This is a genomic window from Antricoccus suffuscus (assembly GCF_003003235.1).
GTDB classification, from domain to species: domain Bacteria; phylum Actinomycetota; class Actinomycetes; order Mycobacteriales; family Antricoccaceae; genus Antricoccus; species Antricoccus suffuscus.
Genome location: NZ_PVUE01000005.1, coordinates 67,934 through 91,655, shown reverse-complemented (window position 1 = coordinate 91,655; position 23,722 = coordinate 67,934). Strand labels below are relative to the sequence as shown.

Genomic DNA, 23,722 nt, shown 5'->3' with positions numbered 1-23,722 from the left:
ATGGAACTATGAACGGAAAGTCGGTCGTGCTTCCAGGCAGTTCGCGGCGGCCGGTGAGCCACGTCGTCGGCGCGCGAGCCTTACCGGCCGATGAGCGCATTGCTATCACGCTGATCTTGCGCCGTCGTGCGTCCGTGCCGGTGACGGCTACCGGCCCGGTCAGGATCACCTCAAGCGAGTTCGCGGAGAGTTACGGCGCCGATCCGGGCGACGTGCAGATTGTCGCCGATGTACTGCATGCTGCGGAAATCGACGTACTAGAGACCCACCTGGCGTCCCGGCGGATGCGCGTAGCCGGCACTGCCGCGGCGCTGGGTGCCCTGTTCGGATCATCCATGGAACAGGTCGAGAGCCTCGATCCGGTGACTGACCAATCGGTGACGCACCGGCATCGCACCGGGGAACTCACCGTGCCCGCCGCGCTTTCGGCGATCGTCGTCGCCGTACTGGGCCTCGACGACAGGCCGCAGTCCCGCGCCCACCTGCGGGCTGCCGTCGAGCCAAAGGTCAGCTATACGCCGCCGGAACTCGCTGCGGCGTACCAATTCCCGGCCGAGGCGGCGAGTTCCGAGCAGCACCTGGCGATCCTTGAACTCGGCGGCGGATTTACCGCCGCGGACTTGACAAGCTACTTTGCCGGGATCGGCGTACCCGAACCGGTCGTGACGGCGTACGGCGTCGATGGCTCGGCTAATGCGCCCGGCAAGGATCCCACCGGTGCCGATGGGGAGGTCATGCTGGACATCGAGATTGCCGGCGCACTGACACCCGGGACGATGATCGACGTCTACTTCGCGCCCAACACCGACGCGGGGTTCGTCGACGGGGTCAGTACGGCGATCCACGCCTCACCAACACCGGCAGCGCTGTCGATTAGCTGGGGTGACTCCGAGGATGTCTGGACAGCGCAGGGGCGAAACGCACTCAACGACGCATTCATCGATGCGGCCGCGCTCGGGGTGACCGTCACCGTCGCGGCCGGAGATGGCGGCAGCAGCGACAGGGCCACCGACGCCAAGGCACATTGCGACTTTCCCGCCTCGAGTCCCTACGCGCTCGGCTGCGGCGGGACGCGCCTGGAGTACGACGTAGCGCGCGGCACGGTGAGCAGCGAAACTGTGTGGAACGACCCGCCGCACGGTGCGACCGGCGGCGGCGTCAGCGACGCGTTTTCCTTGCCAGCGTGGCAAAGTGGGGTCGGCGTACCGGCGCGTCCGACTACGTCGGGGGCCGGTCGAGGTGTCCCGGATGTAGCGGCCGACGCCGACCCAGAGACCGGCTACGCGGTCCGTGTCGACGGCAAGGACGTCGTCTACGGCGGCACCAGTGCGGTGGCTCCGCTGTGGGCGGCGCTGGTGTGCATCCTGTCGCGGTCGATCGGCCGGTCTCTCGGATTCCTGCAGCCGACGCTGTACGCCGGACTCGTTGCCGGCGCTGTGGGAGCCGGGTTTAGGGACGTGATCGAAGGCAACAACGGCGCCTATACGGCGAAGGCCGGATGGGATGCGTGCACCGGTCTCGGCGTACCGGTGGGGACCGACCTGCTCGCTCGATTGCGCTCTGCGACTAATTGACGCGCCCCGTCGGACTATGTGTATACGACGCAACGTTAGCGCAGATAGTTGGGAATCGTAGGCGCGGACCCACGGATGGGCGTCGTTACGGATGGGCGGAAATCAGATCGCGATCTGGCTGGCGATGCGGAGCACCTCGCGGTCGGCGTACCTGGGCCCGATCAACTGCAACCCGATCGGGAGTCCCTCGCTTCCCTTACCTGCTGGGAAAGAGACGCTCGGTAGGCCGGGGTAGATCGCTAGACCCGCCCAGGCCAATTGTGATGCGCACGGTTCGGATCGTCCGTCTATCTCGATCATCCGGCTCGCGATATCGTTGTCGTCGAGCGGGAACGCCGTAGTGCCGAAGACCGGCGCGAGGACGGCGTCGTACCGCTCACTTAGTGCCGCATCCCATTCTCGTCCGGTCCGCGCGTGTGTGTCGAGCATGTCAAACCAGGCCGCGAGGGTGACCGGTTCCCGGCCGGCCGGAGGGATGCCGTGCGACATGACCGTATTGAGCAACCGCAAGTAGTCGCGGTGCATCGCCTCGAGGTCCGGCAGCTTCGGGGTCCGATCGATAGTCGCGCCCAGTGTCTCGAGCTGCGCGGCCCGCGCCTCGAGTGTGCTCGCCACGTCGGAACTCATCGGCGCGAGCGGGTGCGCGGCGACGACCGCGACGCGTAGCCCGGCCAATTTGCCTTCGCGCGGCGCCGGGAGTGGATGGTCGGCGAGTACGCCGAGCAGCAGGTCCAGGTCCTCCGCCGACCGCGCCATCGGACCCACGACGGACAGTACGTCGTCGGATCCGTCGGTGCCCGGCATCGAGTGCCCGGCCTTGGAAATGATGCCGTGCGTCGGCTTGAGTCCCCATACGCCGCAGAATGCCGCCGGCGTACGGATTGAGCCGCCAATGTCGCTGCCGACCTCGGCCGTCACGAATCCAGCGGCGAGCGACGCGGCCGCACCGCCCGACGATCCGCCCGAAGAGCGGCCGTGCATGTGCGGGTTATGGGTCGCGCCGTACACCGGGTTGACCGATTGCAGGTCTGCCAGTCCGGGTGGCACGTTGGTCTTGCCGACGATCACGGCGCCGGCCTTCTTGAGCCGTGTGGCCAGTACGGCATCACGATCGGCGATGAAGTTGGCGTGCTCGGCGTACCCCCACGTGGTCGGCAGGCCCGCGATGTTGATGCTCTCCTTGACGGTCATCGGCAGACCGAGCAGCGGAGCGCGCTCGCCGCGGGCTAGCCGCGCGTCGGCTTCCTTCGCCTCTGCGCGAGCGCGGTCGAAGTCGCGCACGACTACCGCGTTAATGTCGCCGTCGCCGTCCTCGATCCGCTTGATTGCCTGCTCTGTCGCCTCGACGGCCGTCGTTTTTCCGCCCGCGATCGCGTCGACGAGCTCCTGTGCTGCACCCATTTCCAATCACCTCGGTCCAAACACTATCCGTTCGCGCCGACACGACAAACATTTCCCGCGGATCGGCAGGCGACTTGCCACGGATCGCGGGGCGACTTGCCACGGATCGTGGGTAGGTTGAGACCATGGCTAAACGACGTAGTGAGCTGTTGGTAGAGCCGCAGTGGCTCGCGGAGCACCTGGATGATCCGGATATCAGAATTCTGGACTGTACGACGTACATGACGGCGCAGCCGACGGGCCCGTCGAAGATCGACAGCGGCCTGCCGGACTACCGGAAAGGCCACATTCCCGGCGCGCAACATGTCGACATGGTGACGCAGATGTCCGACCCCAGCGGCGAATATCCCTACACATTGCCAAAACCCGGCCAGCTCGACGCGCTGTTCAGCAAGCTCGGTATCGGGAATGAACATCGGGTGATCCTCTACGCGCGCAGCGCCCCGATGACGGTAACGCGCGTGTGGTACGTCCTGCGGGCGCTTGGCCACCAGCAGGTCTCGCTCCTTGATGGCGGGTTTGCGCGTTGGGAGTCCGAGGGGCTGCCGGTGGTGACGGAGGTGCCGGCGTACGAACCCACGGTCTACCGTTCACGATTCGACCCGCGCCGGTACGTCGATCGCGACGATGTCCGTGCGGCGATCGACGACGACGCCACGGTGCTGGTCAACTCCCTTGGGCGCAATCAGTTCGCCGGTACCGGCGGTGCCCACTACGGGCGCCCGGGGCGGATACCGGGAAGTGTCAGTGTCCCGGCTGCCGAACTCGTCGATCCGAAGACCCATATGTACCAGTCGAACGACGTGATCGAAAAGGCTTTTGCCGAGGCGGGTGTGGCACCAACCCAGCGTGCGGTTACGTACTGCGGGGGAGGGATCGCCGCCAGCACAGACGCGTTCGCGCTCGAGCTGATTGGTCACGAGGACTGGGCGCTCTACGACAACTCGTTGCTCGAGTGGTCGACCCGGGCCGAATTGCCGATGGAGTCCGACGCCTAGCGCGTTTCAGAACTTAGTTCTAGCCCTGAGGCCAGCATCTGGGTAACGTCCATCGCGAAGTGTCGGTAGCCACTGAGGATGAAGGAGCGTTTCGGATGTCGGGTTTGCTGGAAAACAAGTCGGTGCTCGTGACCGGTGCTGGATCGGGGATCGGGCGGGCGAGCGCGCAGGCAGTTGCTCGCGAGGGCGGAGCGGTGACCGTCGCCGACATCAAGTTGGCCGGCGCCCAAGAGACCGTCGACATGATCACTCAGGCCGGCGGGAGGGCTGTCGCTGTCGAAGTGGACGTCACCGACGAAGTCCAGGTCGACGCGATGGTGACGGCCGCGGAGGACGCGTTCGGGCCGCTCGACTGTGCGTTCAACAACGCCGGCATCGCGCGTGGCCGTGACCATGTGCCGGGGACGCTCACTGCGCAAACATCCTTCCAAGCCTGGCAGGACGTGCTCGGCGTCAACCTCAACGGCGTGTTTCTGTGCCTCCGGCGCGAGCTGCAAAGCATGGAGAAGCGCGGAGCCGGAGCGATCCTCAACACCGCATCGGTCGCGGGACTGATCGGCCTCGCCGGCGCCTCGCCGTACACCGCGAGCAAGCACGCGGTCGTCGGACTGACCAAGGCCTCCGCTCTTGAGTATGCGAAGACCGGGATCCGCGTCAATGCGCTGTGCCCGGGGTATGTCACGACGCCGATGACGAATGGGACGAAGCAGGGCGACGACAAGCGGATGGAGCGCGTGCCGATGGGACGCTACGGCACGGTCGACGAGGTCGCCGAACTCGTCGTGTGGCTGCTGTCGGATCGTGCGTCGTTCTGCACCGGTTCGTCGTTCACCGTCGGCGGCGGCATCGAGGCCGGCTGAGGCGGCTCACGTCGGCCAGTCGGTCGCGAATGTCGAGAGGGTGACGATTCGTCAACGACGGACGAGCGTCACCAGCGAGGTGCGCGTTTTTCGTTGAATGCGTTCAGTCCCTCTTGAGCGTCGTCGGTGGCGATGATGTTGCAGATCGTCTCGACGACGTTTTCGATAGCCCGCCGATATTCGAAGTCGTTCTGACGCATAAACGAGTCGCGCGCGAGTTTCATGACGACCGGCGACTTCGCGGCGAATCCACGGGCGATCTCCCGCGCCTTAGTCATGACCTGGTCGTGCGGTACGGCGTGGTTGATCAGCCCGCGTCGTTCCGCATCGAGCGCCGAGATCGGATCGCCGCTGAAGAGCAACTCGAATGCCTTATGTCGGCCGATCTGGCGGGGTAAATGCACGAAGTGCATCGCCGGAATCACGCCGACGTTGATCTCTGGGTACGAAAGATCCGTTGCGGCATCGGCAACGATTACGTCGCACGACACGGCGAGGGTCACCCCGGCCGCGCGGGCCGGGCCGGTAAGCGCGGCTATGGTCGGCTTTCCCATGCGGTACTGAAGGTCGTGCATCTCGAAGTAGAGCTTCCCCAAGAAGCGGCGAAGGTCCATGCCGGTGCCGCCGCGGATCATCGCCAGGTCCATGCCTGCGCTGAAGGCGTTGTCGAAGGCGCTCGTCAAGATGACCGCCCGTACGTCGGGGTCGTCTTTCGCCAGCCGGTACGCCGCCAGGATGTCATCGACGAGTGCGTGGTTGAGGGCGTTGACCGGCGCGCGGGTCATCGTTATCTCGGCAACTCGATCGCGTACGACGTACTGCACATTCGCAAGGTCCATGCTGATCTCCCAGTGTCCGCGGCGTCTGTCAGTTTTGTCAGCCGGTCACAGGCCCATTGACTTGCGGATCTGTTCGAGTCGGTCTTTGCCTGCCTTGTTGAGTTTTTCGCGTTCCTGCGCGTAATCGATGCCTTTGTCGGACTCCTCGTCGAGGACCTCCTGGCCGTCGGCCTGCGCGGTTATCTGCTCGATTCGCTCGCGGACCGCGTCAAAACCCGGCACGCCGCGCTCGTCGTAATAGCCATCTGGCAGTGGGGACTTCGGCAAATCGAAATCGGAGTCCGCGGGCGCAGGAATGACGGCCGCAGGATTAATCGCCGACGGGTCCGTGGCCCTTGAGTCTGCCGGCTTCGGATCGGCGGGCGCCGGGTCGGCAGGGCTCGAGTCGGCGGGGCTCGAGTCGGCGGGGGTCGGGTCTGCTGATCCGGGGTCGTTGGAATTGCTCATCGTGACCTTTCCTTACGACTGCTGTTGCCCAATCGTATGCGTCGTTAGAGGCCGACCTTGCCGGTCGCCCAGTACGGCTGGGTCTTGATCGCTTTGCGGTCGAAGCCGCGATTGCGCAGTGCGTCGCGCTGGCGCTGGATCGACTGCCCGTGTCCGGCTAGGTAGACGGTAGCCTGCGCCACCTCGTCGAGCTTCGGTTGCGAGGTCGACAGCCAGTCGTCCACCGCAGCCCCCGGCGTACTGTTCGCGGCGAGTACGACGCTGCCCGGCAAGAGCTCACGTGCGTAGGGGAGCGCGCATGGGTCGACCTCGGCGACAGCGAGGAAGCGTGCATCCTCCTGCTTAGCCCGTCGTGTCATGGCAACTAGCAAGCCGAGAGTTGACGTGTCGCCAATCGCGACCGCATTCGCCGGAGACGTCCACCGAAAGTTGCGTGCCGACGTCATTCCGCACCACGTGAGTTCGTCGCCGGGCCGGAGTGAGTCCAACATTGCCGTCCCGGGTGCGTCGGAGTCGTCGTGCCGGTGAATCAGCATCGTCGCCGTACCGGAATCGGTGTCGACCGACTCCGGCGTGTAGTGGCGGAAGTCGTCTGGGGCGATCCGAAATGAGGTGACGTCGCACGGCGACAGGGCGTGATCACGAAAATAGTCGCTTGTGAACGTGATCCGGGTGAGGGTCGGCGCAAGCACCTCCGAAGCGAGGACGCGTGCGGTGAACCCGCGCCGCTCGGCGAGGTCGGCAAGGATCTTCGGGACTTTGGCCACGGCTGGCACCTCCGTAAGAGCATTCGTACGAAGTTAGCCTAACCTAATGCACAATGGTTGTCGCCGGATAGTTAGGCGACCCGCGCGTTGCTGGACCGGGCTATTCGGTCGTCTTCCCGCGGACTACGGCGGACCGGCCGGTATTTCCGAAGTTCATGCCGTAGACGCCGAACCCTCGTGAGTTCGTCCCAAGCGCGTCGCCTGGCTGAGCGCCGATCGAGGTGAGTCCACCGTCGACCGCGATCGCTTCCCCAGTGATGAACGACGTGTCCGGCGAGGTGAAGAAGAGGATTGCTTGCGCAATGTGTTCGGGACGGCCGACCTCGGGCCAGGGTTGGGCGGCGGTGAAGGCCTCTTCGTTACGTCGTTTGCTGATCGGGTTGAGGGGCGTGGCAATCAGCCCGGGGTTGACGGTATTGACGGCGATCTTGTGTGGTGCGAGCTCCGACGCGAACACCCGGCCCATCTGGATGACCGCAGCTTTGGACGCGGAATATGCCTGTGAACCCGCGTCGCCGATCAACCCGGCGACCGAAGCGACGTTGACGATCGATCCGCCGGTGCCCTGCTCTACGAGGATTCGCGCGGTGTGCTTGATTCCGATGAACACACCACGGGTGTTGACTGCGAACGTCGCGTCCCAGTCCTCGACCTGCAGGTCGGCCAAATGACCGAACGCGCCGCCGATACCCGCGTTGTTGACGATGCCGTCGAGCCCATCGAACTGCGCGGCGAAGAAATCGATTGCTTCCTGCATCGCCGGTTCGAGCGATACGTCCGCCTGAGCGGTGGCGAGGCGTCCATCGCGAGACTCATCGGGAAATTCTGCGGCGATCGCGATGAGTGAGTCCTGGTTGAAATCAATGACGCCGACCGAGTCGCCGCGCTTCAGCATGGCCGTGACGGTCGCGCGGCCGATTCCGCTCGCTCCGCCCGTGACGATGAATCTACTCATTTTGCTCCTTCGAACGGACGTCATTCGGTCGGGCAGAACGGCCCGGCCAGCGTTCCTACCTTCATACCGCAGTTGGACCTGGCCGCCTACTGAGGTCGCGCTTCCAGGGTCGGATTTGGTCGCAAAGACGCGACCAAATCCGACCCTGGAGCGGGAAGTCTCGGCGCGGAACCGTCGTTGCACTCCGCCAGTCGGATCGACGACGACAGGAGGGCCTCAAGATGGATGGTCGGGACAGGATTGCGTTCGGCGCGGGAGTGATCGCGGCCGTTCTCAGTGTGCTGCCCGCCGTAGTGCTGCTGGTAGCGCTCGGGCCGATCGGGGTTATCAACCTGATTCTGTTTTTGGGATTCCTCGCCGACCCGCGTCTGGGGATCGTCGTGGTGGCGTTGTTCCTCGCGCCGGTACTCGTCGTTGCCGGCTTGGTGCGGGCGCGGAAAAGCGGACGTTCGTTGCTCTTCGCCGTCGGAGTCGCGACAGCCATTATCGCCAATGGCTTCGGGCTCGCGTTCTGGCCGCAGATCATGCCCGTCATCGGATGGGGCGGATTCGGCGTACTGGCGGCGAGTGGCGTAACCGCAGTGTGCCTGTTCGCGCGAGAACGCGTCCGAGCCCAGGACAGCGGCTCGTAGGCGCGGTGACCGCTGAGGTGTGATCTAAGTTAAATCTGGAACCGGCGTGCCGTCGCCGTCGTCTTGCTGACGGCCAAGCCTCAACGATCCGTAAAGGCGTCAGTATGCGTGAGCAGTTCCAGGTAAACCTCCGCGGGATCGTTGAGATCCTGTCGCATCACTTGTATTCCAGTCCGCGGGTCTACCTGCGCGAGCTGGTTCAGAACGCTCGGGACGCGATTGTCGCTCGCGAACACCTTGGTGACTCTTTCGCGCCGGAGATTTTCATAGACGTCGACGAAGCGGCCGCGATCGTCACGGTCACCGATAACGGGGTCGGCCTGAATGCGCACGAGATGCGCACTCTCCTAGCCACCATCGGAAGCTCGTCGAAACGAACGGACTTCGAGTCCGCTCGGCGTGACTTTCTTGGCCAGTTCGGCATTGGGCTGTTGTCCTGCTTCCTTGTCGCCGATGAGATCGAGGTGTACTCCCGCAGTGCCCGCGACGCCGGTGCCGAAACCGTCAAATGGACCGGGTACGCCGACGGCACCTTCACGGTCTCGACTGTGGACGTCGGGCTCGAGCATGCCGGTAGCCAGGTCCGCCTGGTGCTGCGTCCCGACGAGCGTGAATGGGGTACGCCGAAGCGCGTCGAACGGCTGGCAAACGACTTCGCGCAGCATCTCGAAGTGCCCATCGTCGTACGGTCGGGCGAGAATTCGAGTCTGGTCAGCGCTAAGACGCCGCCGTGGCGGATGTCGCCGGACGATGCCGTGGAGTACTGCCGCCGCACCTTCGGTTTCCTTCCGCTGTCGGTCGTCCCGCTCACGGTCGAGGCGGCCGGGGTGAATGGCGTCGCCTTCATCACCGATTCAAAAGGCAGACTCGGCGATCGTGCCGGTGACCTGGTCTACTCCCACGGAATGCTGGTGAGCACCCGGAACGATCAGCTTGTCCCGGACTGGGCGTTCTTCCTACGCGCGGTGATTGATGCCGGCGATGTCGGCCTGACCGCATCTCGCGAGACGCTGCAGGAAAGTGGCGTACTGACCGACGTGCGCGCGCGGATCGGGGACCAGGTCCGTGACCACATCGGCGCTATGGCTGACGAGTCGCCGGCGATCTTCACGCGGTTCCGCGACGTGCACGCGACGGGGCTGCGGGCGATGGCCATTTCGAATCCGGAGATGCTCGACTTCGTCTGTAAGCATTTGCCGGTGCAGTCGACCGTCGGTTCGCTGCCCATTGACGATCTGATCGAGAAATATCAGAAAATCTCGTACGTCTCGCGTCTTCAGGACTACAACGCGCTGTCTGCTCTCGCTGCCGCGCAGGACATCGTCCTGGTCAATGCCGGATACGTATACGAAGAAGACATCCTGCGGGCCGTTGCCGAGTCTCGTCCACTCGTGCACATCGACCGCCTCGACCTGCGGACAGTGGCCGACAGTCTGCCGATGGCCCCGGAGGAGGACAGTGAGTGGGCCGCCCAATTAACGGATCTGGCGCGGCAGACTCTGGAGTCCATCGAGGTCGAGGTCGACGTACGGGCGTTCCGGCCGGGGTCTGTGCCGGCGTTCTACGTCCCGGCCGACGACCAGGCGCCTAAGGACGATTCCGGCGTTTGGGGTGACCTGATGGGAGACCTCGACCTATCCGGGCCGTCTGGCCTTGCAAAGCTGGTGCTGAACGTTGCGAGCCCGCCGGTCCGTGCGTTGCGCGCCGGGATTGATCCGCGGGTACGCCGTGACTCGATCATCGCGCTGCACGTGCTCGCCGTACTCCTCGGTGGGCACAAGCTCGTCGAGAATGAGTCCCAGCTGTTGAGCCAGTCACTGACGACTCTTATCTCGGCGGCCACTCAGACCGAACGTCTCGACACCCGACCGCATGTTGAGGAGCGCTAACGATGGATTACCGCGACGCCGAAGAAGGCTCGAATGTTGTGTACGACGAAGCCACCGTCACAGCGCTCGAAGACTTTTACGAACGTATCCACACTGCCGGACAACTAGACGACGGGATTGAGGCGGAAGAGACCGCAGAACGGCTATATCGCGATGCGGTCGATCTTGACTACCCGCAGGGGATGATGACCGCGCTAATACTTCGGTACTCGTCTGAGTTCAACCGTGAGGCGAGGGTCGAGTCGCTTCAGACGTTCATGCGAGCGATTCAGTTGTGGGACTCGCGAGCGGAGGAGATCGAGCCCGGAATTCGACAGGTCATTTTGCATATCTATCCGGTCGCGATCGACGCCATGATCGCGCTGCCGGGGATTCCCGCGGCGCGGATCGACGCCGTACTCGACCATATGGTTCGCGCGCATCAGCTTGAGGGTGCTCCGATGTCGACGGTCGCGTTGTGTCGTGCGCAGTGGGCCGCGGAGACCGGAGACATTGCCGCGGCGCTCGGGCACCTTGAAGCATTCCTTGTTGACCCCGAAGGGTGGACGCAGGCATTACAGCTGCGACTTGGGTTGATGATCTACGAGGCTACGAGCATGCACGAGGCCGGACTGCAGTTTGTGGACGAACGGGTCGCCGGTGCAGAACTGGACGACGACGATCGCATCTATGTCGGGGGCACACGGTCGGCGCTTCTGGTGCGGGAGGGACGTGCGGTAGAGGCTGAGGCCATCGCGCGCGGGCTGCTCGAGGACTTCACGCTTGATGTTCTCCACGAAGAGGTTGGTGTCGAATACCTCGTGCTGGCTCTCCTTGAGGACCGCCCCGCCGTGCAGCGCCTCATCGACTGGTGCGATCCGGATCCGCTCGATAGCCCCAATCCGGCCGTGTTTCACCTTCAGGCAGCGTGCGCGCGGTTCTACCTGGCCGACCCGGCAACGGCGGCGCTCGGCGAGAAATACCGTGCCGAAGCGATGGCGAATGCAGCGAAGTTTGACGCCCGGAACGGTACGTCGTACCGCAGCGATCAAATGCGGCGGTATTGGCTCGGGGAATCGACCTGACGCATCGCCGGGACTCAGACAACTACCCTCCGGAAATTTTTCTCAAAGAACTGTCGGATCATGATGGGGGCATTCGTAGCAGTGGTGAGGCCGTCCGCAAGGGACGCCACCAGGGCAAAGGAACCGTGGTCATGAAGTTGACGACGACGAGGCCTAGAAGGTTTGTGATCGGAAGGTCGAGGTCCGGCCATCCAGTGAGTGCCGTCGAGAAGGCGATAACTCGGGCCTCAACCGAGAAGCGTGCTTCAATCCCGAGTTAGCCCTGTAGTTCACTCGCGTAATACGGTGTCTAGAGTTCACCGCGTCGCGAGACCCCGGTCGGACGCGGCCAGGACCCGTACCGGTTGACCATGCACCTAGAACGGAATCCTTTGCGCAAACTTGTCTACTACGTTGCCAGCACGCTCGACGGCTTCATCGCTGGCCCTGACGGCGGTGATCCAAGTGATCAGAGCTTCTTCCCGATCACTCCCGACATGATTGAGTTCATCGCGACGAAGCTCCCGGAGACACTTCCGGCGCCAGCACGTGACGCCATGGGCATTGAGGGGCCGGGGCAGGTTTTCGACACAGTGCTCGAGGGTCGGGTCTCCTATGAGACCGGATTGGCGGCGGGCCTCGACGATGCCTATCCGCATCTGCGCCACCTGGTTTTCTCTACGACGTTGTCGACCGTGGCTGGTGCCAACATCGAGCTTGTCACGGGCGATGCGCTGGACCGGGTGCGGGACCTGAAGGCAGAGGAAGGCAATGACATCTGGCTGGTCGGCGGCGGCAAGTTGGCGCACAGTCTTCTTCCCGAGATCGACCGGCTTGTCATCAAGCAGAATCCGGCAGTGATTGGTTCGGGGACCCAATGTTCGATGGCCCGTTTGAGCCGACGTTGTTCACGGCGGTCGATGCGCTGCTCCTCGAATCCGGAGTGCGCGTGGTGACACTCGACCGAGCCTAGGACACCGGACTCTGCGATACAAACGCGAGAACCGCAGTTCAGGAAATTCCTGAACTGCGGTTTCGGGAAGTGGCCAGGGACGGGGTCGAACCGTCGACCTTCCGATTTTCAGTCGGACGCTCGTACCAACTGAGCTACCTGGCCGTGCGGTAGTCAATACGTCGTACTGCCTACCATCGCTCTATTATGAGCGACCCTGACGGGACTCGAACCCGCGACCTCCGCCGTGACAGGGCGGCGCGCTAACCAACTGCGCCACAGGGCCTTGCTTGTACTGCTGTTCGTTTATTCAGATGGTGCTGGTCGTGCAGGATGCTGTTGTCAACAGCGACCCATACTACTGCGTGACCCCAACGGGGTTCGAACCCGTGCTGCTGCCGTGAAAGGGCAGAGTCCTGGACCGCTAGACGATGGGGCCTTACCTCGTCGCGTTTCGGCTCCGAGCATTCGGGATTACCGCCGCGCGTTTGGGGCTGCAAAAGCATACTTGATGGGTCATCAACCTCCCAGAGGGGGGTCACAGGTACGCCGGAACCCCGCAATCGTCAGCCACCGGGGGACGCTGGCGCGGGCTGACTGTCCGTCGGCTTCGGCGTGCTGGGCTCGCTGGAGCCGCCGGATCCGCTGGACCCACCCGATCCTCCGGACTCGCCTGACGAGCTTCCGGCGGACTCGCTGGCGGCGCTCTCGGCGGACTTCTCGGCCTCCTTGCCGGCAACCGGCGCGACCTTGCGCTCGATGCTCACCTGCGTCAGGCCGAGACCGCCGACGGTGATCTCGTCGTACGCCTGCAGTTCCTTGGTCTTCTTGTCGAAGTAAAGTACGTCGGCCTCGAGCGGCGTTGGCTTCTCGCCCTCGAGGCCGCGCAGCCCTGCGCCACCGGTGGATCCCTCGACCATCAGCAGCGTGTCCTTATCGAGTGCCTTGACGCTGCGCTTGTGTTTGTGGCCGGCCAAGATCAGCGGCGTGGAGTCCTTCAGGATGTTCGCCGGCTCCGGGTCGTGGATGAGGACCATATCGGGCGTTGTTTTCGACTCGTCGATGGTCGTCTTGAGTTTCTTGGTTGTGTCACTGAGAAGCTGCTTTTCGGTCTTGCTGTACGACGTGGTCAAGTCTGGGGTGAACCGCGGGTCACCGATACCAGCGATCGTCAGTCCACCGACTTCGGTCAACGAGTTGTCCAGCACGACGGCGTTCGGCTCACTCGTCACCTTGGCCTGGGTCGTCGTCGAGTCGTGGTTGCCGCGCACATAGACGTAGGGGACGCCGTAGCCGCCAATCTGGTTAAGCAGCTGGTCCTCCGGAGCGCTGCCCCAGTCGACCAGATCCCCGGTATCGACGATGAAATCGATGTTGAACTGCTTAGTCAAGTTTTTGACCAGATCGAACCCGGCCGGGTTGAGATGCATGTCCGACACGTGCAGGACGCGGATGACGTCGCTGTTGGCCGGGTTGGCCGGCAAGGTGGAGACGGCCGCGTACAGCGTTGAGACGTTTTGCACCAGCTTCACCAGTGACTTGCGGTAGTCGGCGAACTTATCGGCAAGGTGCTCGGCGTCGCCGAAGAGTGCCGGCGCTTGCGTCAAAAGGCCCGTATAGCGCGGTTCTTGGAGCTTCTTGGCATCAAACGTCGCATAGCCGAATGCGAGAGTGGCAAGCACCAGTGCGATCGACGTACCGGCTGAAATAAAGACATCGCGGGTACGGCGGAAGACCAGCAGACTCATCGCCGCCGCGCCCACAATCGCCCAGATCATCGACTGCACAAGGAGTTCGATGATGGCCGACCGTACGTCGGACCCGATCTCCGAGGTGAGTTGATCGAGGCTGGCGCCGCCGTTGACTACTTGCGTTGCCTTCTTCTCGTCGATCTGCAGCACGGTCATGTCGAGGTTGAGCGGGCCGTCGTACGCGTCGACATTGAGGGCGCCGAGTGGTGGGATGTTGACCGTCGCTCCGCCCCAGCCGAACGTGAGCTGAGCGTTGACCGTCATCGGGCCGATCTCGGCGGTCGTGTGGCCGCCGATGAGTACGCCGAGGACCGCGCCGAGGATGGCGATAGCGATGCGCACCGCGACTCGAATCGCGATGTGCTTGTACCACCGGCCGGGCACCGGCGCGAAGTCGTCCGCGCCCTGAGAGTCGGACGACTTCGCGGTGTCGGTCATCTCGGCGACGTCAGCATTCGAGGCATCTGTGGGATTTCCCGCAGAATCTGAGCTCATCGGAGTGCATTCCCTTAGCGCATCGAGGTACGTGGCAAGGGCGCAAGTCTAGCCGAGTGCGCCGCCTTTTCGGAGCGACTCGATCTCGGCGCCAGACAGGCCGATGCCGGCCAGAATGGCGTCGGTATCGACACCTTGCGTTGCCGGACCCGGTTTGGGCTGACCTGCTGGCGTCCGGCTGAAACGCGGCGCCGGAGCGGGCTGGGTGACACCGTCCATCTCGAAGAACACGCCGCGCTCGGTATTGGCCGGGTGCACGAATGCCTCTTCAGGGGTCAGGACCGGTGCAACGCAGGCGTCGGTGCCGTCGAACACCTTCTCCCAATGAGACCGCGGCTGTGCGAGGAACGCATCGGTGAATGTCTTCTTCATTGCGACCCACTGCGTGCGGTCGTGCTGGGCGGGCAGCGAAGCCGGGTCGAGCTGCAGGCCCTTGAGCAGCTCTGCGTAGAACTGCGGCTCGATCGCGCCGACGGCGACGTACCCGCCATCGGCGCACTCGTAGGTGTCGTAGAACGGCGAACCGGTGTCGAGCAGGTTTTCGCCGCGCGGCTCGTTCCAGGCGCCTGCGGCGCGCAGGCCATAGACGAAGTTGCTCAGTTGGGCGGCGCCGTCGACCATGGCCGCGTCGACGACTTGGCCCTTCCCGGACTTCTCGCGCTCGAACAGCGCCGTCACGATGCCCATCGCCATCAGCATTCCGCCGCCACCGAAGTCGCCGACGAGATTAAGCGGAGGGTAGGGCTTCTCCCCGGCGCGGCCGATCATCGACAGAATGCCGCTCATCGCGATGTAGTCGATGTCGTGGCCAGCGGTCTGCGCGAGCGGACCCTCTTGGCCCCAGCCCGTCATTCGCGCGTAGACCAGACGTGGGTTGCGGGCAGCGAGCTCCTCCGGGCCGAGCCCGAGGCGCTCGGTGACACCCGGACGGAACCCCTCGATGAAGACGTCCGCATCGTCGCAGAGCTTCAGCAGGACCTCGATGGCTTCGGGTTTTTTCAAGTCGAGCGTGATCGACTTGCGGCCGCGGCGTGCCGGACTGCCCTTGGGCGTGCCCGCGCTGCTCTTGGTGCCACCGGGGCGGTCGATCAGCGTGACCTCTGCGCCTAGATCGGCGAGGATCGTTGTCCCGAACGGTGCCGGGGCAAGGCTGGCGATCTCGATAATTTTGACTCCGCTTAACGGTCCCATATAACTAGCCTCTCGATGATGGTGGACGTGCGCGACTTAACCTCGTTGGACTTTACGAGTAGCCGACTGGCGACTGATCACCGATGTCGTGTTTCGTGCGCATATCGATTTCATGCAGCCTCGCGGATCTCGACCCACTTGGCCTAGTCATGTCCGCGAATCTGGGCGAGAATGGCCATATGCCTAGTGACCCGCGGGTGCGGATGCGCGCCATGTTGCTGAGACGTCGCTAGCCGGTGTCACCAAATGTTAGGAGCGGCCTTAATGAGCGGTTTGAGTTATGCGAGTGGTCCGTCGAGTACGCCGTTGCTCGGCGAGACGATCGGCGAGAAACTGGAGCTGACAACCTCCCAGTTCCCTGATCGCGATGCCCTGGTGGATATGGACTCCAACCGCCGGTGGACGTATACGCAACTTAACGAGGCTGTTGACAAGGTCGCTACCGGGCTGCTCGATCTCGGGGTCACGACGGGCGATCGGGTCGGCATGTGGTCGCCCAACACACCCGAGTGGATGCTCACCCAATATGCGACGGCCAAGATCGGCGCGATCCTGGTCAACATCAATCCGGCGTACCGCTCGCACGAGTTGGCCTACGTGCTCAAGCAGGCCGGCATCGAGACACTCGTGTCCGCCGAGTCGTTCAAGACGAGCGACTACCGCGCGCTCGTCGACGAAGTAAAAGACGACTGTCCGCAACTGAGAAACATCATCTACGTAGGTACGCCGGAATGGGATGCGCTCGCCGCGACCGCCGCCGACGCCTCTCGGATCAACGACATTCTCGTCACGCTCGATCGGGACGATCCGATCAATATCCAGTACACCAGCGGTACGACCGGCTTTCCCAAGGGCGCGACACTTTCGCACCTCAACATCCTTAATAACGGGCGCTATCTGACCGCTGGGCAGGACATCACCGAACAGGACAAGATCTGTGTGCCGGTGCCGTTCTACCACTGCTTCGGCATGGTGATGGGCAATTTGGGTGCGATGGTGCATGGTGCGTGCGTCGTCATCCCGGCTCCCGGATTCGATCCGTCCCTGACCCTTGAGGCGGTGCAAGCTGAGAAATGTACGGCGTTGTACGGCGTGCCGACGATGTTCATCGCGATGTTGGCACTGCCCAACATCGGCGACTATGACCTCAGTTCGCTGCGCACCGGCTGCATGGCTGGCTCGCCCTGTCCCGTTGAGGTCATGAAGCGGGTCATCGCGGAGATGAACATGGAGGAAGTCACGATCGCCTACGGCATGACCGAGACGTCTCCGGTGTCAACGCAAACGGGCAAGGATGACGCGATCGACCTTCGGGTCTCGACGGTGGGGCGGGTGCATCCGCACGTGCAGGTCAAGATCATCGACCCGGCGACCGGACGCACCGTGCCTCGCGGCGAGACGGGGGAGTTTTGCACCCGCGGCTACTCGGTGATGGTCGGTTACTGGGAGGACCCCGAGAAGACCGCCGCCGCCATCGATTCCGCCGGCTGGATGCACACCGGTGACCTCGGTGTGATGGACGACAACGGTTACCTCAACATCGTCGGCCGGCTCAAAGACCTCGTTATCCGCGGTGGCGAAAACGTATATCCGCGGGAGATTGAGGAGTTCCTCTACTCGCATCCGGACATCGCCGACGTACAGGTGGTCGGCGTACCGGACCTGAAGTACGGCGAGGAACTGTGCGCATGGATCCAGATGCGCGACGGTGCCACGCCGCTTGATGCCGCCGCCGTACGCGACTATTGCACGGGCAGGCTGGCTCACTACAAGATTCCACGCTACGTCGTCATCGCGGACGAGTTCCCGATGACGGTGACCGGCAAGGTGCGCAAGATTGAGATGCGCGCGACCTCCATCGAGAAGTTGGGGCTGGAGGACGCGGCAAAGACGCGCACTGCCTAGGGAGAGACGCTACGTCCGTGCGAACGCGCTACCGCTGCCGTTCGTACGGACGTCGGCGCTTCACCGTGCTTGCGTGAAGCGGTGTGGGTTTTGGGTTACCGCAGCCGGGTTTTGGGTTAGCGCAGCGCGCCCTTGATCTTGCCGATCTCGCCGCGAACCTTCTCCAGCCGGCCGGACTCGATCCACAGATCCGCGAACTCGCTGTTATGGCCAAGGATGCGCACGAGCATCGCCCGGGCATCCGGGATCAGCGCGCCGACCATGTCGGTCGGAATCTTCGCGACCGCGTCGAGCACATCCGGTGACTCAAACTTGAGTCGTTCGAGCTTACCGGCGAGGAGCGCGGCGGCGGCGTACGCCTCCATGCCGTCGACCTCGTCAAGGTCATCGTCGTCATCGGGGACAGTCAATATCTCGGCGAGAAGTTCACCGACAGCGTCTGGGGTCGACTCGTTGATTTCCCCGATTAGGTCAAGAGCGTCGTCATTCTCAAACGGGCCCGTGCCCCATGCGCTCATCCTGTAAATCCTCCCAATAATCCGATAGTGGCCCCAAGTCTGGCAGTAACAGGTGGGTTCGCGCCACACGGGACCCAATTTGAGTGGTCTGGAGCGGGATTTTGCGGGCGGCTAGGACCCTTTTTAAGTTGTGTGGAAGTCCGGCGTACGCCGGCGTACACCGAACTTCCACACAACTGTGAGATCGGAGGCGCGCTACTTGGTCGGGAGCGGAAAGACCAACAGAGTGCTTGATGCGGTGGCGACCTCTTTGTCGTCGGCGTTGAGTACGACGGCGTCCGCGAACGCCACTCGGCTGCCGTTCTTGCGGACGGTTCCGATCGCACGGAGCCCTAGGCCATCCGCATGTACGGCGCGCAGGTAGTTGACCTTGAGCTCGATCGAGGTATAGCCGTGGCCGAGCGCCAACGTCGAGTGGACCGCACATCCAGCTGCGGAGTCAAGCAGCGTGCACACGAGCCCGCCGTGTACGACGCCGATCGGGTTGTAGACCGATTCATCTGGCGTTATCTGAAACTCCGCGCGGCCTGGCTCGACCGCGGTCAACCGGAACCCCATCAGCTGGCCAATCGGTGGCGCGGGAATCGTACCGTCGACTACAGCGCGCAGGTACTCGAGCCCGGATAGCTTCGAGCCGGCCTCGAACGAGGCGAACGGGTCTTGCCAGGTGATGGTTTTCGACGAGCCGCCCGCCCTCAAGGTGCCGGAATTCGTCGTGGTGGCGCTAGTTGTCATGATCTCGTCCCATCCTCACTTTCAATGATTTAATTTTTATACTAAACCACCTTGCGGTGACGGGGTCGCTGAGACCGGATACATAGCGTCGGATGTGCTCATCGGGCCGGTAGGGGCGAGATCGCTGATAGGATTACCAAGCAACAACAGTGATACTGCCCGATCAAGCAACGAAGTATTGGCGTACACCGCAAGGCGCGCAGGCTTCGATACGAATCGGCCATATTCTTCGCAACCTTACGGAAATCTGCCGCTACCTGCGGTGATCCGCGTCAACGGTTGCCGCGCTCGACCCGTTCGTCCTTTGCTGACGAGTCGACACCGCGCCCATTGCACACCGGTCTGGATAGTTGGCGATCAGACAACAACGCTGACAAACCGCTCAGCCCGACCTGGCATTGCTATGCCGAAAGGCACCACCTCTATGACCTCAGTAGTAACTTCTGCCCCAACCGTTACGGATGAGACGACGCCCACCTTCGCGTCGCTCGGCGTACCGGCCCCACTAGTTAAGACTCTCACCAGCAAAGGCATCACCTCACCGTTTCCGATCCAGGTAGACACCCTGCCGGACACGCTGAACGGCCGCGACGTACTCGGTCGCGGCAAGACCGGCAGCGGCAAGACGCTCGCGTTCGCGATCCCGATGGTCGCGCGCCTCGCCGGCGAGCTCGCCGGTGGCAAGCGTCGTCCCGGGCGTCCGCTCGGACTGATTCTCGCACCGACGCGCGAGCTCGCGACCCAGATCGCGACCGCGCTCGAGCCACTAGCGTCGTCGTACGGACTCAAGGTCACGGCGATCTTCGGCGGGGTATCCCAGCACCGTCAGGAAGTCGCCCTGCGCGGCGGTATCGACATCGTCGTCGCCTGCCCGGGCCGCCTCGAGGACCTGATGAACCAAAAGATCCTCACCCTTGAAGCGGTCGAAATCGTCGTACTCGACGAGGCCGATCACATGGCCGACCTCGGGTTCCTGCCCGTCGTCACGCGCATCCTCAACGCCACACCGCCGAAGGCGCAGCACCTGCTCTTCTCGGCGACTCTCGACAACGGCGTCGACAAGATCGTCAAGCGGTTCCTCAACAACGAGGTGCTGCATTCGGTCGATGAAGCCAACTCGCCGGTGTCCGCGATGACCCATCACGTGTTCGAGGTGGGCAGCGTCGATGCCAAGAAGCAACTCGTCCGCAAACTCGCGTCCGGCACCGGCCGGCGGATCCTGTTTATGCGCACCAAGCACCAGGCGCGCAAACTGGCCCGTCAGCTCACGCAGGATGGGATCCCGTCGGTCGACCTGCACGGCAACCTTTCGCAGGGCGCCCGTGACCGCAACCTCGCCGCCTTCTCCGCCGGTACGGCGAAGGTCCTGGTTGCGACCGACGTCGCGGCCCGCGGCGTACACGTCGACGAGGTCGAACTCGTCGTACACGTCGATCCGCCGACCGAGCACAAGGCCTACCTGCACCGTTCGGGTCGTACGGCGCGCGCCGGTAGCGCTGGTGACGTCGTCACCGTCTCGCTTCCCGAGCAACGCCGCGACTTGTCGCAGCTGATGCGCAAGGCCGCGATCAAGGTCAGCCCCCAGCAGGTGACTGCCGAGTCCGATCAGGTCGCGAAACTTGTCGGCGACATCGCGCCGTACGTCAAACCGGCGCCGGTCGCGGCCCAGTCTGCTGGTCGCCCGAGTGGTGGCCGCTCCGGCGGTCCGCGTCGCTCTGGCGGCGGCGGTGGCGGTCGCAACGGGGGCGGCCAGCCCCGGCGCGGCGGGCAGTCGCGCTCCGGTGGCGGCTCCGGGCAGTCGCGCGGGTCCGGCGGCGGCCGATCATCCGGTGGACGCTCCACCGGTGGACGCGGTTCGAGTGATTCGGGCGGGATGGTGCGCTTCAGCACTTCGTCCGGCGGTCGCGGACGCTAGACCTCGCCGCTACCTTGTGGTGCGGTTCAGGCATACTTGATCGTCGCTGTTACCGTTGTTTCGACGGCAACAGTGAGGGCCTTTAGCTCAATTGGCAGAGCTGCGGACTTTTAATCCGTAGGTTGTGGGTTCGAGTCCCACAGGGCCCACTTCAGCACGAGCCCCTCCCGCACTCGCCGGGCGGGGGCTTCTTGCTCTCGGCAGCAGAAACCGCTTGGCTTGGCCGCGCGCCGGCCCCAGTAGATCCAGTGACGAGTCCGGTAGGTTGGCCCTGCGGTGCAGACCCGGTCTTGTGGGATGCGGACGTGGTAAAGCCGAGCATCCTGGAATCGAGGTCATTTTGGTTAACGGCGCGCCCCGGCGATCGAGGTTGGTCCGTTTGGCGTACGCCGGACTCTTAGCAATGGGATTCCTTGCCTTATATGGAGCTTCCAACCAGACGGTATTTGGACAAACCGCGGAGAACTCGTTACTCGGCGGATATCAGGACCAGACCCTGATCTACGTGCTCTACCACTACTTGGACTTTCCGCCCTTTGCGCACGGCGAAGAGACGGCGGTCGTCGGTGTCGCAATCGCGGCACTGATCGCCGTGCGGCGTCGGCGTTGGCGAGATATGGCGACCGTGGTCGTCGCAGCCCCGGTCGCCATCTACGCGACCCACGTCTTCAAAAACGTCGCTGGCCGGCCCCGGTTAGTCATCTCCCGCGATGTTGATCCGAGTTTTCCAAGCGGACACTTCGCCGTCGCCGCCGTAGTGACGGTGGCTCTGCTGATTGTTGTGCCGAGCGTTTGGCTGAAGTGGTGTGCTCCGCTTTTACTTGGCTGGACGGCGATGATCGGCGCGGGAGTTCAGTCGATGGGGTGGCACCGGCCGAGCGACGTTGTGGGCAGCGCGCTGCTAGTGGCTGCAGTGTTCCTAGTAGTTGGATCGCTCCTCTCGAAGTCGATCAAGCGCGTCGTCGTGGGCCAGTTGTGGCCCGGCCTGGTAGGTCTGACGATTGCCTTGGTGATCGTCGCACTTGCCGTCGCCAGTGCCTGGAAGCCAAAGACCTGGGCCGTGCCGTACTTGGCAATCTCGGCGTTGATCGCGACCGCCTTGATCGGTTGGGTAGCGCTCAGGCTGTGCAGGACAACAGATCCGACCAGTGTTGGTACACGTTCGGTCGAGCAGCCAGCGGTCAGCGGCATCCCGCTCTCGTAGAGACTCCAATAGAGAAAGGTCCACCAGTTCGTACCAACGCCATCAGCCGAGTTGCCTGATAGCGGAATGGAAGCGGCGCAGAGCTTCCGAGGTGAGCTGGCCGAGACTCAGCTCGTTGTCCTCGGCGGTCCAGGCCTCGAAGCCGGCTTTAAAGGCGAGTACGCCGAGCTCGGCCGCCGTGTCGGCGATCGCCTCATCGACGCCTCGGCGACGCAGAGCATCGGCTATCGCCGTGGCCATGCCGACCTTCTTGAGTACGGCGCGCTCCTGCAGCTCGGAGCTGGTCGCGATCACGGCCGCGAGTCTGGGGCCGAGCTCTCGGTTGAACGGCGTCATCGCGTCGGCGGCGTGTGCGAGGCCGGCGTCGACAGCGGCGAGCGGGCTCGCCTCGGCCGGGGCCGCCGAGATACCCTCCGCGAATAGTCGCGACAGAGTCTCCTGGCCGGCGGCCAGCACCTCGCGCTTGTCGCCGAAGTGACGGAAGAACGTGCTCTTTGTCAGGCCCGCCCGATCGGCGATCTGGGCAACGGTCGTCTCGTCGTAACCCTGCTCGGTGAAAAGCTGCAACGCGGCGACGACGAAACGCTCGCGTGTGTCCGGTTCCCAGCGTGGCATCCCGCAATTGTAAGTGATGGGACTTTAGTCGCATCGCGGCGTAGGGTGATGGGACACAAGTCGCATCACTAAGGAGTCTGCTCATGCGTGTTTTCGTTACCGGTGCATCCGGAGGAATCGGATCGGTTGTCGTCGAAGAGCTCGTAGCCCATGGTCACGAAGTCGTCGGGCTCGCCCGATCGGAAGCGTCCGAGCAGAAGGTCATCAACGCGGGTGGCACGCCCGTGCGCGGCGGTCTCGGCGACCTGGAAGTGCTCACGGAGGCGGCCGGCGACGTCGACGGCGTGATCCATCTTGCTTTCAGCAACGATTTCTCCGATCTTGAGCGCAGCATCGCCGAGGAGGGCCTGGCCATGGATACCATCGGCGCGGCCCTCGTGGGCACTGGTAAGCCGTTCGTGATCGTCTCGGGCACCACGAGCGCTGACGGGCGACCGTCGACCGAGCAAGATCCGACCATGACGGACGGACCAGTCGGAGGCCGCGGCGTCAACTCGCAGCGGGTCCTCGATCTCGCCTCTCGGGATGTGCGTACGTCGACGGTCCGCCTACCTCGTTCCGTGCACGAACGCTATGTCGCGTACGGCTTCGCGGGCATCCTGATCGCCGCGGCGCAGCGCTCCGGAGTGTCTGCTTACGTCGGCGACGGGAGCCAGCGGTGGCCGGCCGTGCACCGTCGCGACGCCGCGTCATTGTTCCGCATCATGCTCGAAAAGGGCGTGGCCGGCACCGTCGTGAACGCGGTCGGCGACGAAGGCGACACCATGCTGTCGCTCGCCACAGCCATCGGCGCGCAGCTCGGTGTCCCGGTGCAAGAAGTGCCGGCCGAGACCTTTGGACCGCTCGGCGAGATCTTTAGTATCGATCAGCCGGCCTCAAGTGCTTGGACGCGCGAGACCTACGGCTGGAAACCGACCCACCCAAGTCTTCTCGCTGATCTGGAGGCGGGCAACTACCCGAACGTCTGATGCGTCGCGCTCGCCGCTAACGGTTCGTGCGGTCGCTAATCTTTACGGTGGCGGCCGAATAGGGGAGA

General features: G+C 63.7%; 21 protein-coding genes and 4 tRNA genes. 12 read left to right on the top strand and 13 right to left on the bottom strand.

The genetic code is table 11. From position 1 onward, the window contains the following. Window positions 1–8: 8 nt before the first annotated feature. Window positions 9–1,574 (top strand): S53 family peptidase, encoded by a 1,566-nt coding sequence (locus CLV47_RS07990; RefSeq protein WP_146135321.1) that lies wholly within the window; start codon window positions 9–11, stop codon window positions 1,572–1,574. A gap of 102 nt (window positions 1,575–1,676) precedes the next feature. On the opposite strand, the gene CLV47_RS07985 is transcribed toward CLV47_RS07990, so the two are convergent. Continuing rightward, on the bottom strand, window positions 1,677–2,975 hold the full coding sequence (locus tag CLV47_RS07985) for an amidase family protein (protein WP_106348506.1): 1,299 nt from the start codon (window positions 2,973–2,975) through the stop codon (window positions 1,677–1,679). 125 nt (window positions 2,976–3,100) lie between these two features. Between CLV47_RS07985 and CLV47_RS07980 the strand changes: the two genes are divergently transcribed. After that, on the top strand, window positions 3,101–3,973 hold the full coding sequence (locus tag CLV47_RS07980) for a sulfurtransferase (RefSeq protein ID WP_106348505.1): 873 nt from the start codon (window positions 3,101–3,103) through the stop codon (window positions 3,971–3,973). Between the two features lie 95 nt (window positions 3,974–4,068). Next, complete coding sequence (locus CLV47_RS07975) at window positions 4,069–4,833, top strand: SDR family NAD(P)-dependent oxidoreductase (protein WP_106348504.1); 765 nt, start codon at window positions 4,069–4,071, stop codon at window positions 4,831–4,833. Window positions 4,834–4,901: 68 nt separating this feature from the next. Here the strand turns inward: CLV47_RS07975 and CLV47_RS07970 are convergent, their stop codons facing one another. The 4 genes from CLV47_RS07970 to CLV47_RS07955 all read right to left on the bottom strand — a co-directional run bounded on the left by CLV47_RS07970 (window position 4,902) and on the right by CLV47_RS07955 (window position 7,841). Continuing rightward, complete coding sequence (locus CLV47_RS07970) at window positions 4,902–5,672, bottom strand: enoyl-CoA hydratase/isomerase family protein (protein ID WP_106348503.1); 771 nt, start codon at window positions 5,670–5,672, stop codon at window positions 4,902–4,904. Window positions 5,673–5,717: 45 nt separating this feature from the next. Continuing rightward, window positions 5,718–6,119, bottom strand: coding sequence for a hypothetical protein (locus tag CLV47_RS07965; protein WP_106348502.1), 402 nt, complete (start codon window positions 6,117–6,119; stop codon window positions 5,718–5,720). Window positions 6,120–6,163: 44 nt separating this feature from the next. After that, window positions 6,164–6,886 carry a siderophore-interacting protein gene (locus CLV47_RS07960; RefSeq protein WP_106348501.1) on the bottom strand — a complete coding sequence of 241 codons (723 nt, stop codon included), beginning with the start codon at window positions 6,884–6,886 and terminating at the stop codon, window positions 6,164–6,166. A gap of 100 nt (window positions 6,887–6,986) precedes the next feature. Further along, window positions 6,987–7,841, bottom strand: coding sequence for an SDR family NAD(P)-dependent oxidoreductase (locus CLV47_RS07955; RefSeq protein ID WP_170110998.1), 855 nt, complete (start codon window positions 7,839–7,841; stop codon window positions 6,987–6,989). Window positions 7,842–8,062: 221 nt separating this feature from the next. Here CLV47_RS07955 and CLV47_RS07950 point away from each other — a divergent pair, with 221 nt between their 5' ends. From CLV47_RS07950 to CLV47_RS07935, 4 genes are all read left to right on the top strand, one after another. Continuing rightward, the gene (locus tag CLV47_RS07950) at window positions 8,063–8,473 is read left to right on the top strand and encodes a hypothetical protein (protein WP_106348499.1); all 411 of its coding nucleotides are present in this window, start codon (window positions 8,063–8,065) and stop codon (window positions 8,471–8,473) included. 104 nt (window positions 8,474–8,577) lie between these two features. Beyond that, on the top strand, window positions 8,578–10,362 hold the full coding sequence (locus tag CLV47_RS07945) for an HSP90 family protein (protein ID WP_106348498.1): 1,785 nt from the start codon (window positions 8,578–8,580) through the stop codon (window positions 10,360–10,362). Window positions 10,363–10,364: 2 nt separating this feature from the next. Next, on the top strand, window positions 10,365–11,426 hold the full coding sequence (locus CLV47_RS07940) for a hypothetical protein (protein ID WP_106348497.1): 1,062 nt from the start codon (window positions 10,365–10,367) through the stop codon (window positions 11,424–11,426). Window positions 11,427–11,776: 350 nt separating this feature from the next. Continuing rightward, complete coding sequence (locus CLV47_RS07935; protein WP_202862454.1) at window positions 11,777–12,361, top strand: dihydrofolate reductase family protein; 585 nt, start codon at window positions 11,777–11,779, stop codon at window positions 12,359–12,361. Window positions 12,362–12,448: 87 nt separating this feature from the next. On the opposite strand, the gene CLV47_RS07930 is transcribed toward CLV47_RS07935, so the two are convergent. From CLV47_RS07930 to CLV47_RS07910, 5 genes are all read right to left on the bottom strand, one after another. Beyond that, window positions 12,449–12,522 (bottom strand) — tRNA-Phe (locus tag CLV47_RS07930). Window positions 12,523–12,569: 47 nt separating this feature from the next. Then, window positions 12,570–12,643: transfer RNA gene (locus CLV47_RS07925), tRNA-Asp, on the bottom strand. Window positions 12,644–12,723: 80 nt separating this feature from the next. Next, window positions 12,724–12,796: transfer RNA gene (locus CLV47_RS07920), tRNA-Glu, on the bottom strand. A gap of 127 nt (window positions 12,797–12,923) precedes the next feature. Then, a complete protein-coding gene (locus tag CLV47_RS07915) occupies window positions 12,924–14,603 on the bottom strand; it encodes a metallophosphoesterase family protein (protein WP_106348496.1) in 1,680 nt (559 codons plus the stop codon). A 48-nt stretch (window positions 14,604–14,651) separates the two neighbouring features. Further along, window positions 14,652–15,794, bottom strand: a complete 1,143-nt coding sequence (locus tag CLV47_RS07910) for a CaiB/BaiF CoA transferase family protein (protein WP_106348495.1) — start codon at window positions 15,792–15,794, stop codon at window positions 14,652–14,654. A 264-nt stretch (window positions 15,795–16,058) separates the two neighbouring features. Between CLV47_RS07910 and CLV47_RS07905 the strand changes: the two genes are divergently transcribed. Further along, window positions 16,059–17,699 carry an AMP-binding protein gene (locus tag CLV47_RS07905; RefSeq protein ID WP_106348494.1) on the top strand — a complete coding sequence of 547 codons (1,641 nt, stop codon included), beginning with the start codon at window positions 16,059–16,061 and terminating at the stop codon, window positions 17,697–17,699. A gap of 116 nt (window positions 17,700–17,815) precedes the next feature. On the opposite strand, the gene CLV47_RS07900 is transcribed toward CLV47_RS07905, so the two are convergent. Further along, complete coding sequence (locus tag CLV47_RS07900) at window positions 17,816–18,217, bottom strand: DUF4259 domain-containing protein (RefSeq protein WP_106348493.1); 402 nt, start codon at window positions 18,215–18,217, stop codon at window positions 17,816–17,818. Window positions 18,218–18,412: 195 nt separating this feature from the next. Beyond that, entirely contained in the window at window positions 18,413–18,952 is a 540-nt protein-coding gene (locus tag CLV47_RS07895) for a PaaI family thioesterase (RefSeq protein WP_106348492.1), read from the bottom strand. Window positions 18,953–19,376: 424 nt separating this feature from the next. Between CLV47_RS07895 and CLV47_RS07890 the strand changes: the two genes are divergently transcribed. The 3 genes from CLV47_RS07890 (at window position 19,377) to CLV47_RS07880 (ending at window position 22,071) form a co-directional block, all read left to right on the top strand. After that, entirely contained in the window at window positions 19,377–20,867 is a 1,491-nt protein-coding gene (locus CLV47_RS07890; protein WP_106348491.1) for a DEAD/DEAH box helicase, read from the top strand. Window positions 20,868–20,943: 76 nt separating this feature from the next. Continuing rightward, window positions 20,944–21,016, top strand: a tRNA-Lys gene (locus CLV47_RS07885). Between the two features lie 254 nt (window positions 21,017–21,270). Next, on the top strand, window positions 21,271–22,071 hold the full coding sequence (locus CLV47_RS07880) for a phosphatase PAP2 family protein (protein WP_106348490.1): 801 nt from the start codon (window positions 21,271–21,273) through the stop codon (window positions 22,069–22,071). 42 nt (window positions 22,072–22,113) lie between these two features. Here the strand turns inward: CLV47_RS07880 and CLV47_RS07875 are convergent, their stop codons facing one another. Further along, a complete protein-coding gene (locus CLV47_RS07875; protein WP_106348489.1) occupies window positions 22,114–22,686 on the bottom strand; it encodes a TetR/AcrR family transcriptional regulator in 573 nt (190 codons plus the stop codon). Window positions 22,687–22,769: 83 nt separating this feature from the next. On the opposite strand from CLV47_RS07875, the gene CLV47_RS07870 reads away from it, so the two are divergent. Then, the gene (locus CLV47_RS07870; protein ID WP_106348488.1) at window positions 22,770–23,654 is read left to right on the top strand and encodes an SDR family oxidoreductase; all 885 of its coding nucleotides are present in this window, start codon (window positions 22,770–22,772) and stop codon (window positions 23,652–23,654) included. Window positions 23,655–23,722 lie beyond the last annotated feature (68 nt).

What these genes read in the sequence shown, in the direction of transcription:
- CLV47_RS07945 (WP_106348498.1), top strand. Translation starts at nt 8,578, where the DNA reads ATGCGTGAGCAGTTCCAGGTAAACCTCCGCGGGATCGTTGAGATCCTG.
- CLV47_RS07990 (WP_146135321.1), top strand. Translation starts at nt 9, where the DNA reads ATGAACGGAAAGTCGGTCGTGCTTCCAGGCAGTTCGCGGCGGCCGGTG.
- CLV47_RS07965 (WP_106348502.1), bottom strand. Translation starts at nt 6,119, where the DNA reads ATGAGCAATTCCAACGACCCCGGATCAGCAGACCCGACCCCCGCCGAC.
- CLV47_RS07905 (WP_106348494.1), top strand. Translation starts at nt 16,059, where the DNA reads ATGAGCGGTTTGAGTTATGCGAGTGGTCCGTCGAGTACGCCGTTGCTC.
- CLV47_RS07895 (WP_106348492.1), bottom strand. Translation starts at nt 18,952, where the DNA reads ATGACAACTAGCGCCACCACGACGAATTCCGGCACCTTGAGGGCGGGC.
- CLV47_RS07980 (WP_106348505.1), top strand. Translation starts at nt 3,101, where the DNA reads ATGGCTAAACGACGTAGTGAGCTGTTGGTAGAGCCGCAGTGGCTCGCG.
- CLV47_RS07950 (WP_106348499.1), top strand. Translation starts at nt 8,063, where the DNA reads ATGGATGGTCGGGACAGGATTGCGTTCGGCGCGGGAGTGATCGCGGCC.
- CLV47_RS07970 (WP_106348503.1), bottom strand. Translation starts at nt 5,672, where the DNA reads ATGGACCTTGCGAATGTGCAGTACGTCGTACGCGATCGAGTTGCCGAG.
- CLV47_RS07975 (WP_106348504.1), top strand. Translation starts at nt 4,069, where the DNA reads ATGTCGGGTTTGCTGGAAAACAAGTCGGTGCTCGTGACCGGTGCTGGA.
- CLV47_RS07910 (WP_106348495.1), bottom strand. Translation starts at nt 15,794, where the DNA reads ATGGGACCGTTAAGCGGAGTCAAAATTATCGAGATCGCCAGCCTTGCC.
- CLV47_RS07870 (WP_106348488.1), top strand. Translation starts at nt 22,770, where the DNA reads ATGCGTGTTTTCGTTACCGGTGCATCCGGAGGAATCGGATCGGTTGTC.
- CLV47_RS07880 (WP_106348490.1), top strand. Translation starts at nt 21,271, where the DNA reads ATGGGATTCCTTGCCTTATATGGAGCTTCCAACCAGACGGTATTTGGA.
- CLV47_RS07900 (WP_106348493.1), bottom strand. Translation starts at nt 18,217, where the DNA reads ATGAGCGCATGGGGCACGGGCCCGTTTGAGAATGACGACGCTCTTGAC.
- CLV47_RS07935 (WP_202862454.1), top strand. Translation starts at nt 11,777, where the DNA reads ATGCACCTAGAACGGAATCCTTTGCGCAAACTTGTCTACTACGTTGCC.
- CLV47_RS07955 (WP_170110998.1), bottom strand. Translation starts at nt 7,841, where the DNA reads ATGAGTAGATTCATCGTCACGGGCGGAGCGAGCGGAATCGGCCGCGCG.
- CLV47_RS07985 (WP_106348506.1), bottom strand. Translation starts at nt 2,975, where the DNA reads ATGGGTGCAGCACAGGAGCTCGTCGACGCGATCGCGGGCGGAAAAACG.
- CLV47_RS07915 (WP_106348496.1), bottom strand. Translation starts at nt 14,603, where the DNA reads ATGAGCTCAGATTCTGCGGGAAATCCCACAGATGCCTCGAATGCTGAC.
- CLV47_RS07940 (WP_106348497.1), top strand. Translation starts at nt 10,365, where the DNA reads ATGGATTACCGCGACGCCGAAGAAGGCTCGAATGTTGTGTACGACGAA.
- CLV47_RS07875 (WP_106348489.1), bottom strand. Translation starts at nt 22,686, where the DNA reads ATGCCACGCTGGGAACCGGACACACGCGAGCGTTTCGTCGTCGCCGCG.
- CLV47_RS07890 (WP_106348491.1), top strand. Translation starts at nt 19,377, where the DNA reads ATGACCTCAGTAGTAACTTCTGCCCCAACCGTTACGGATGAGACGACG.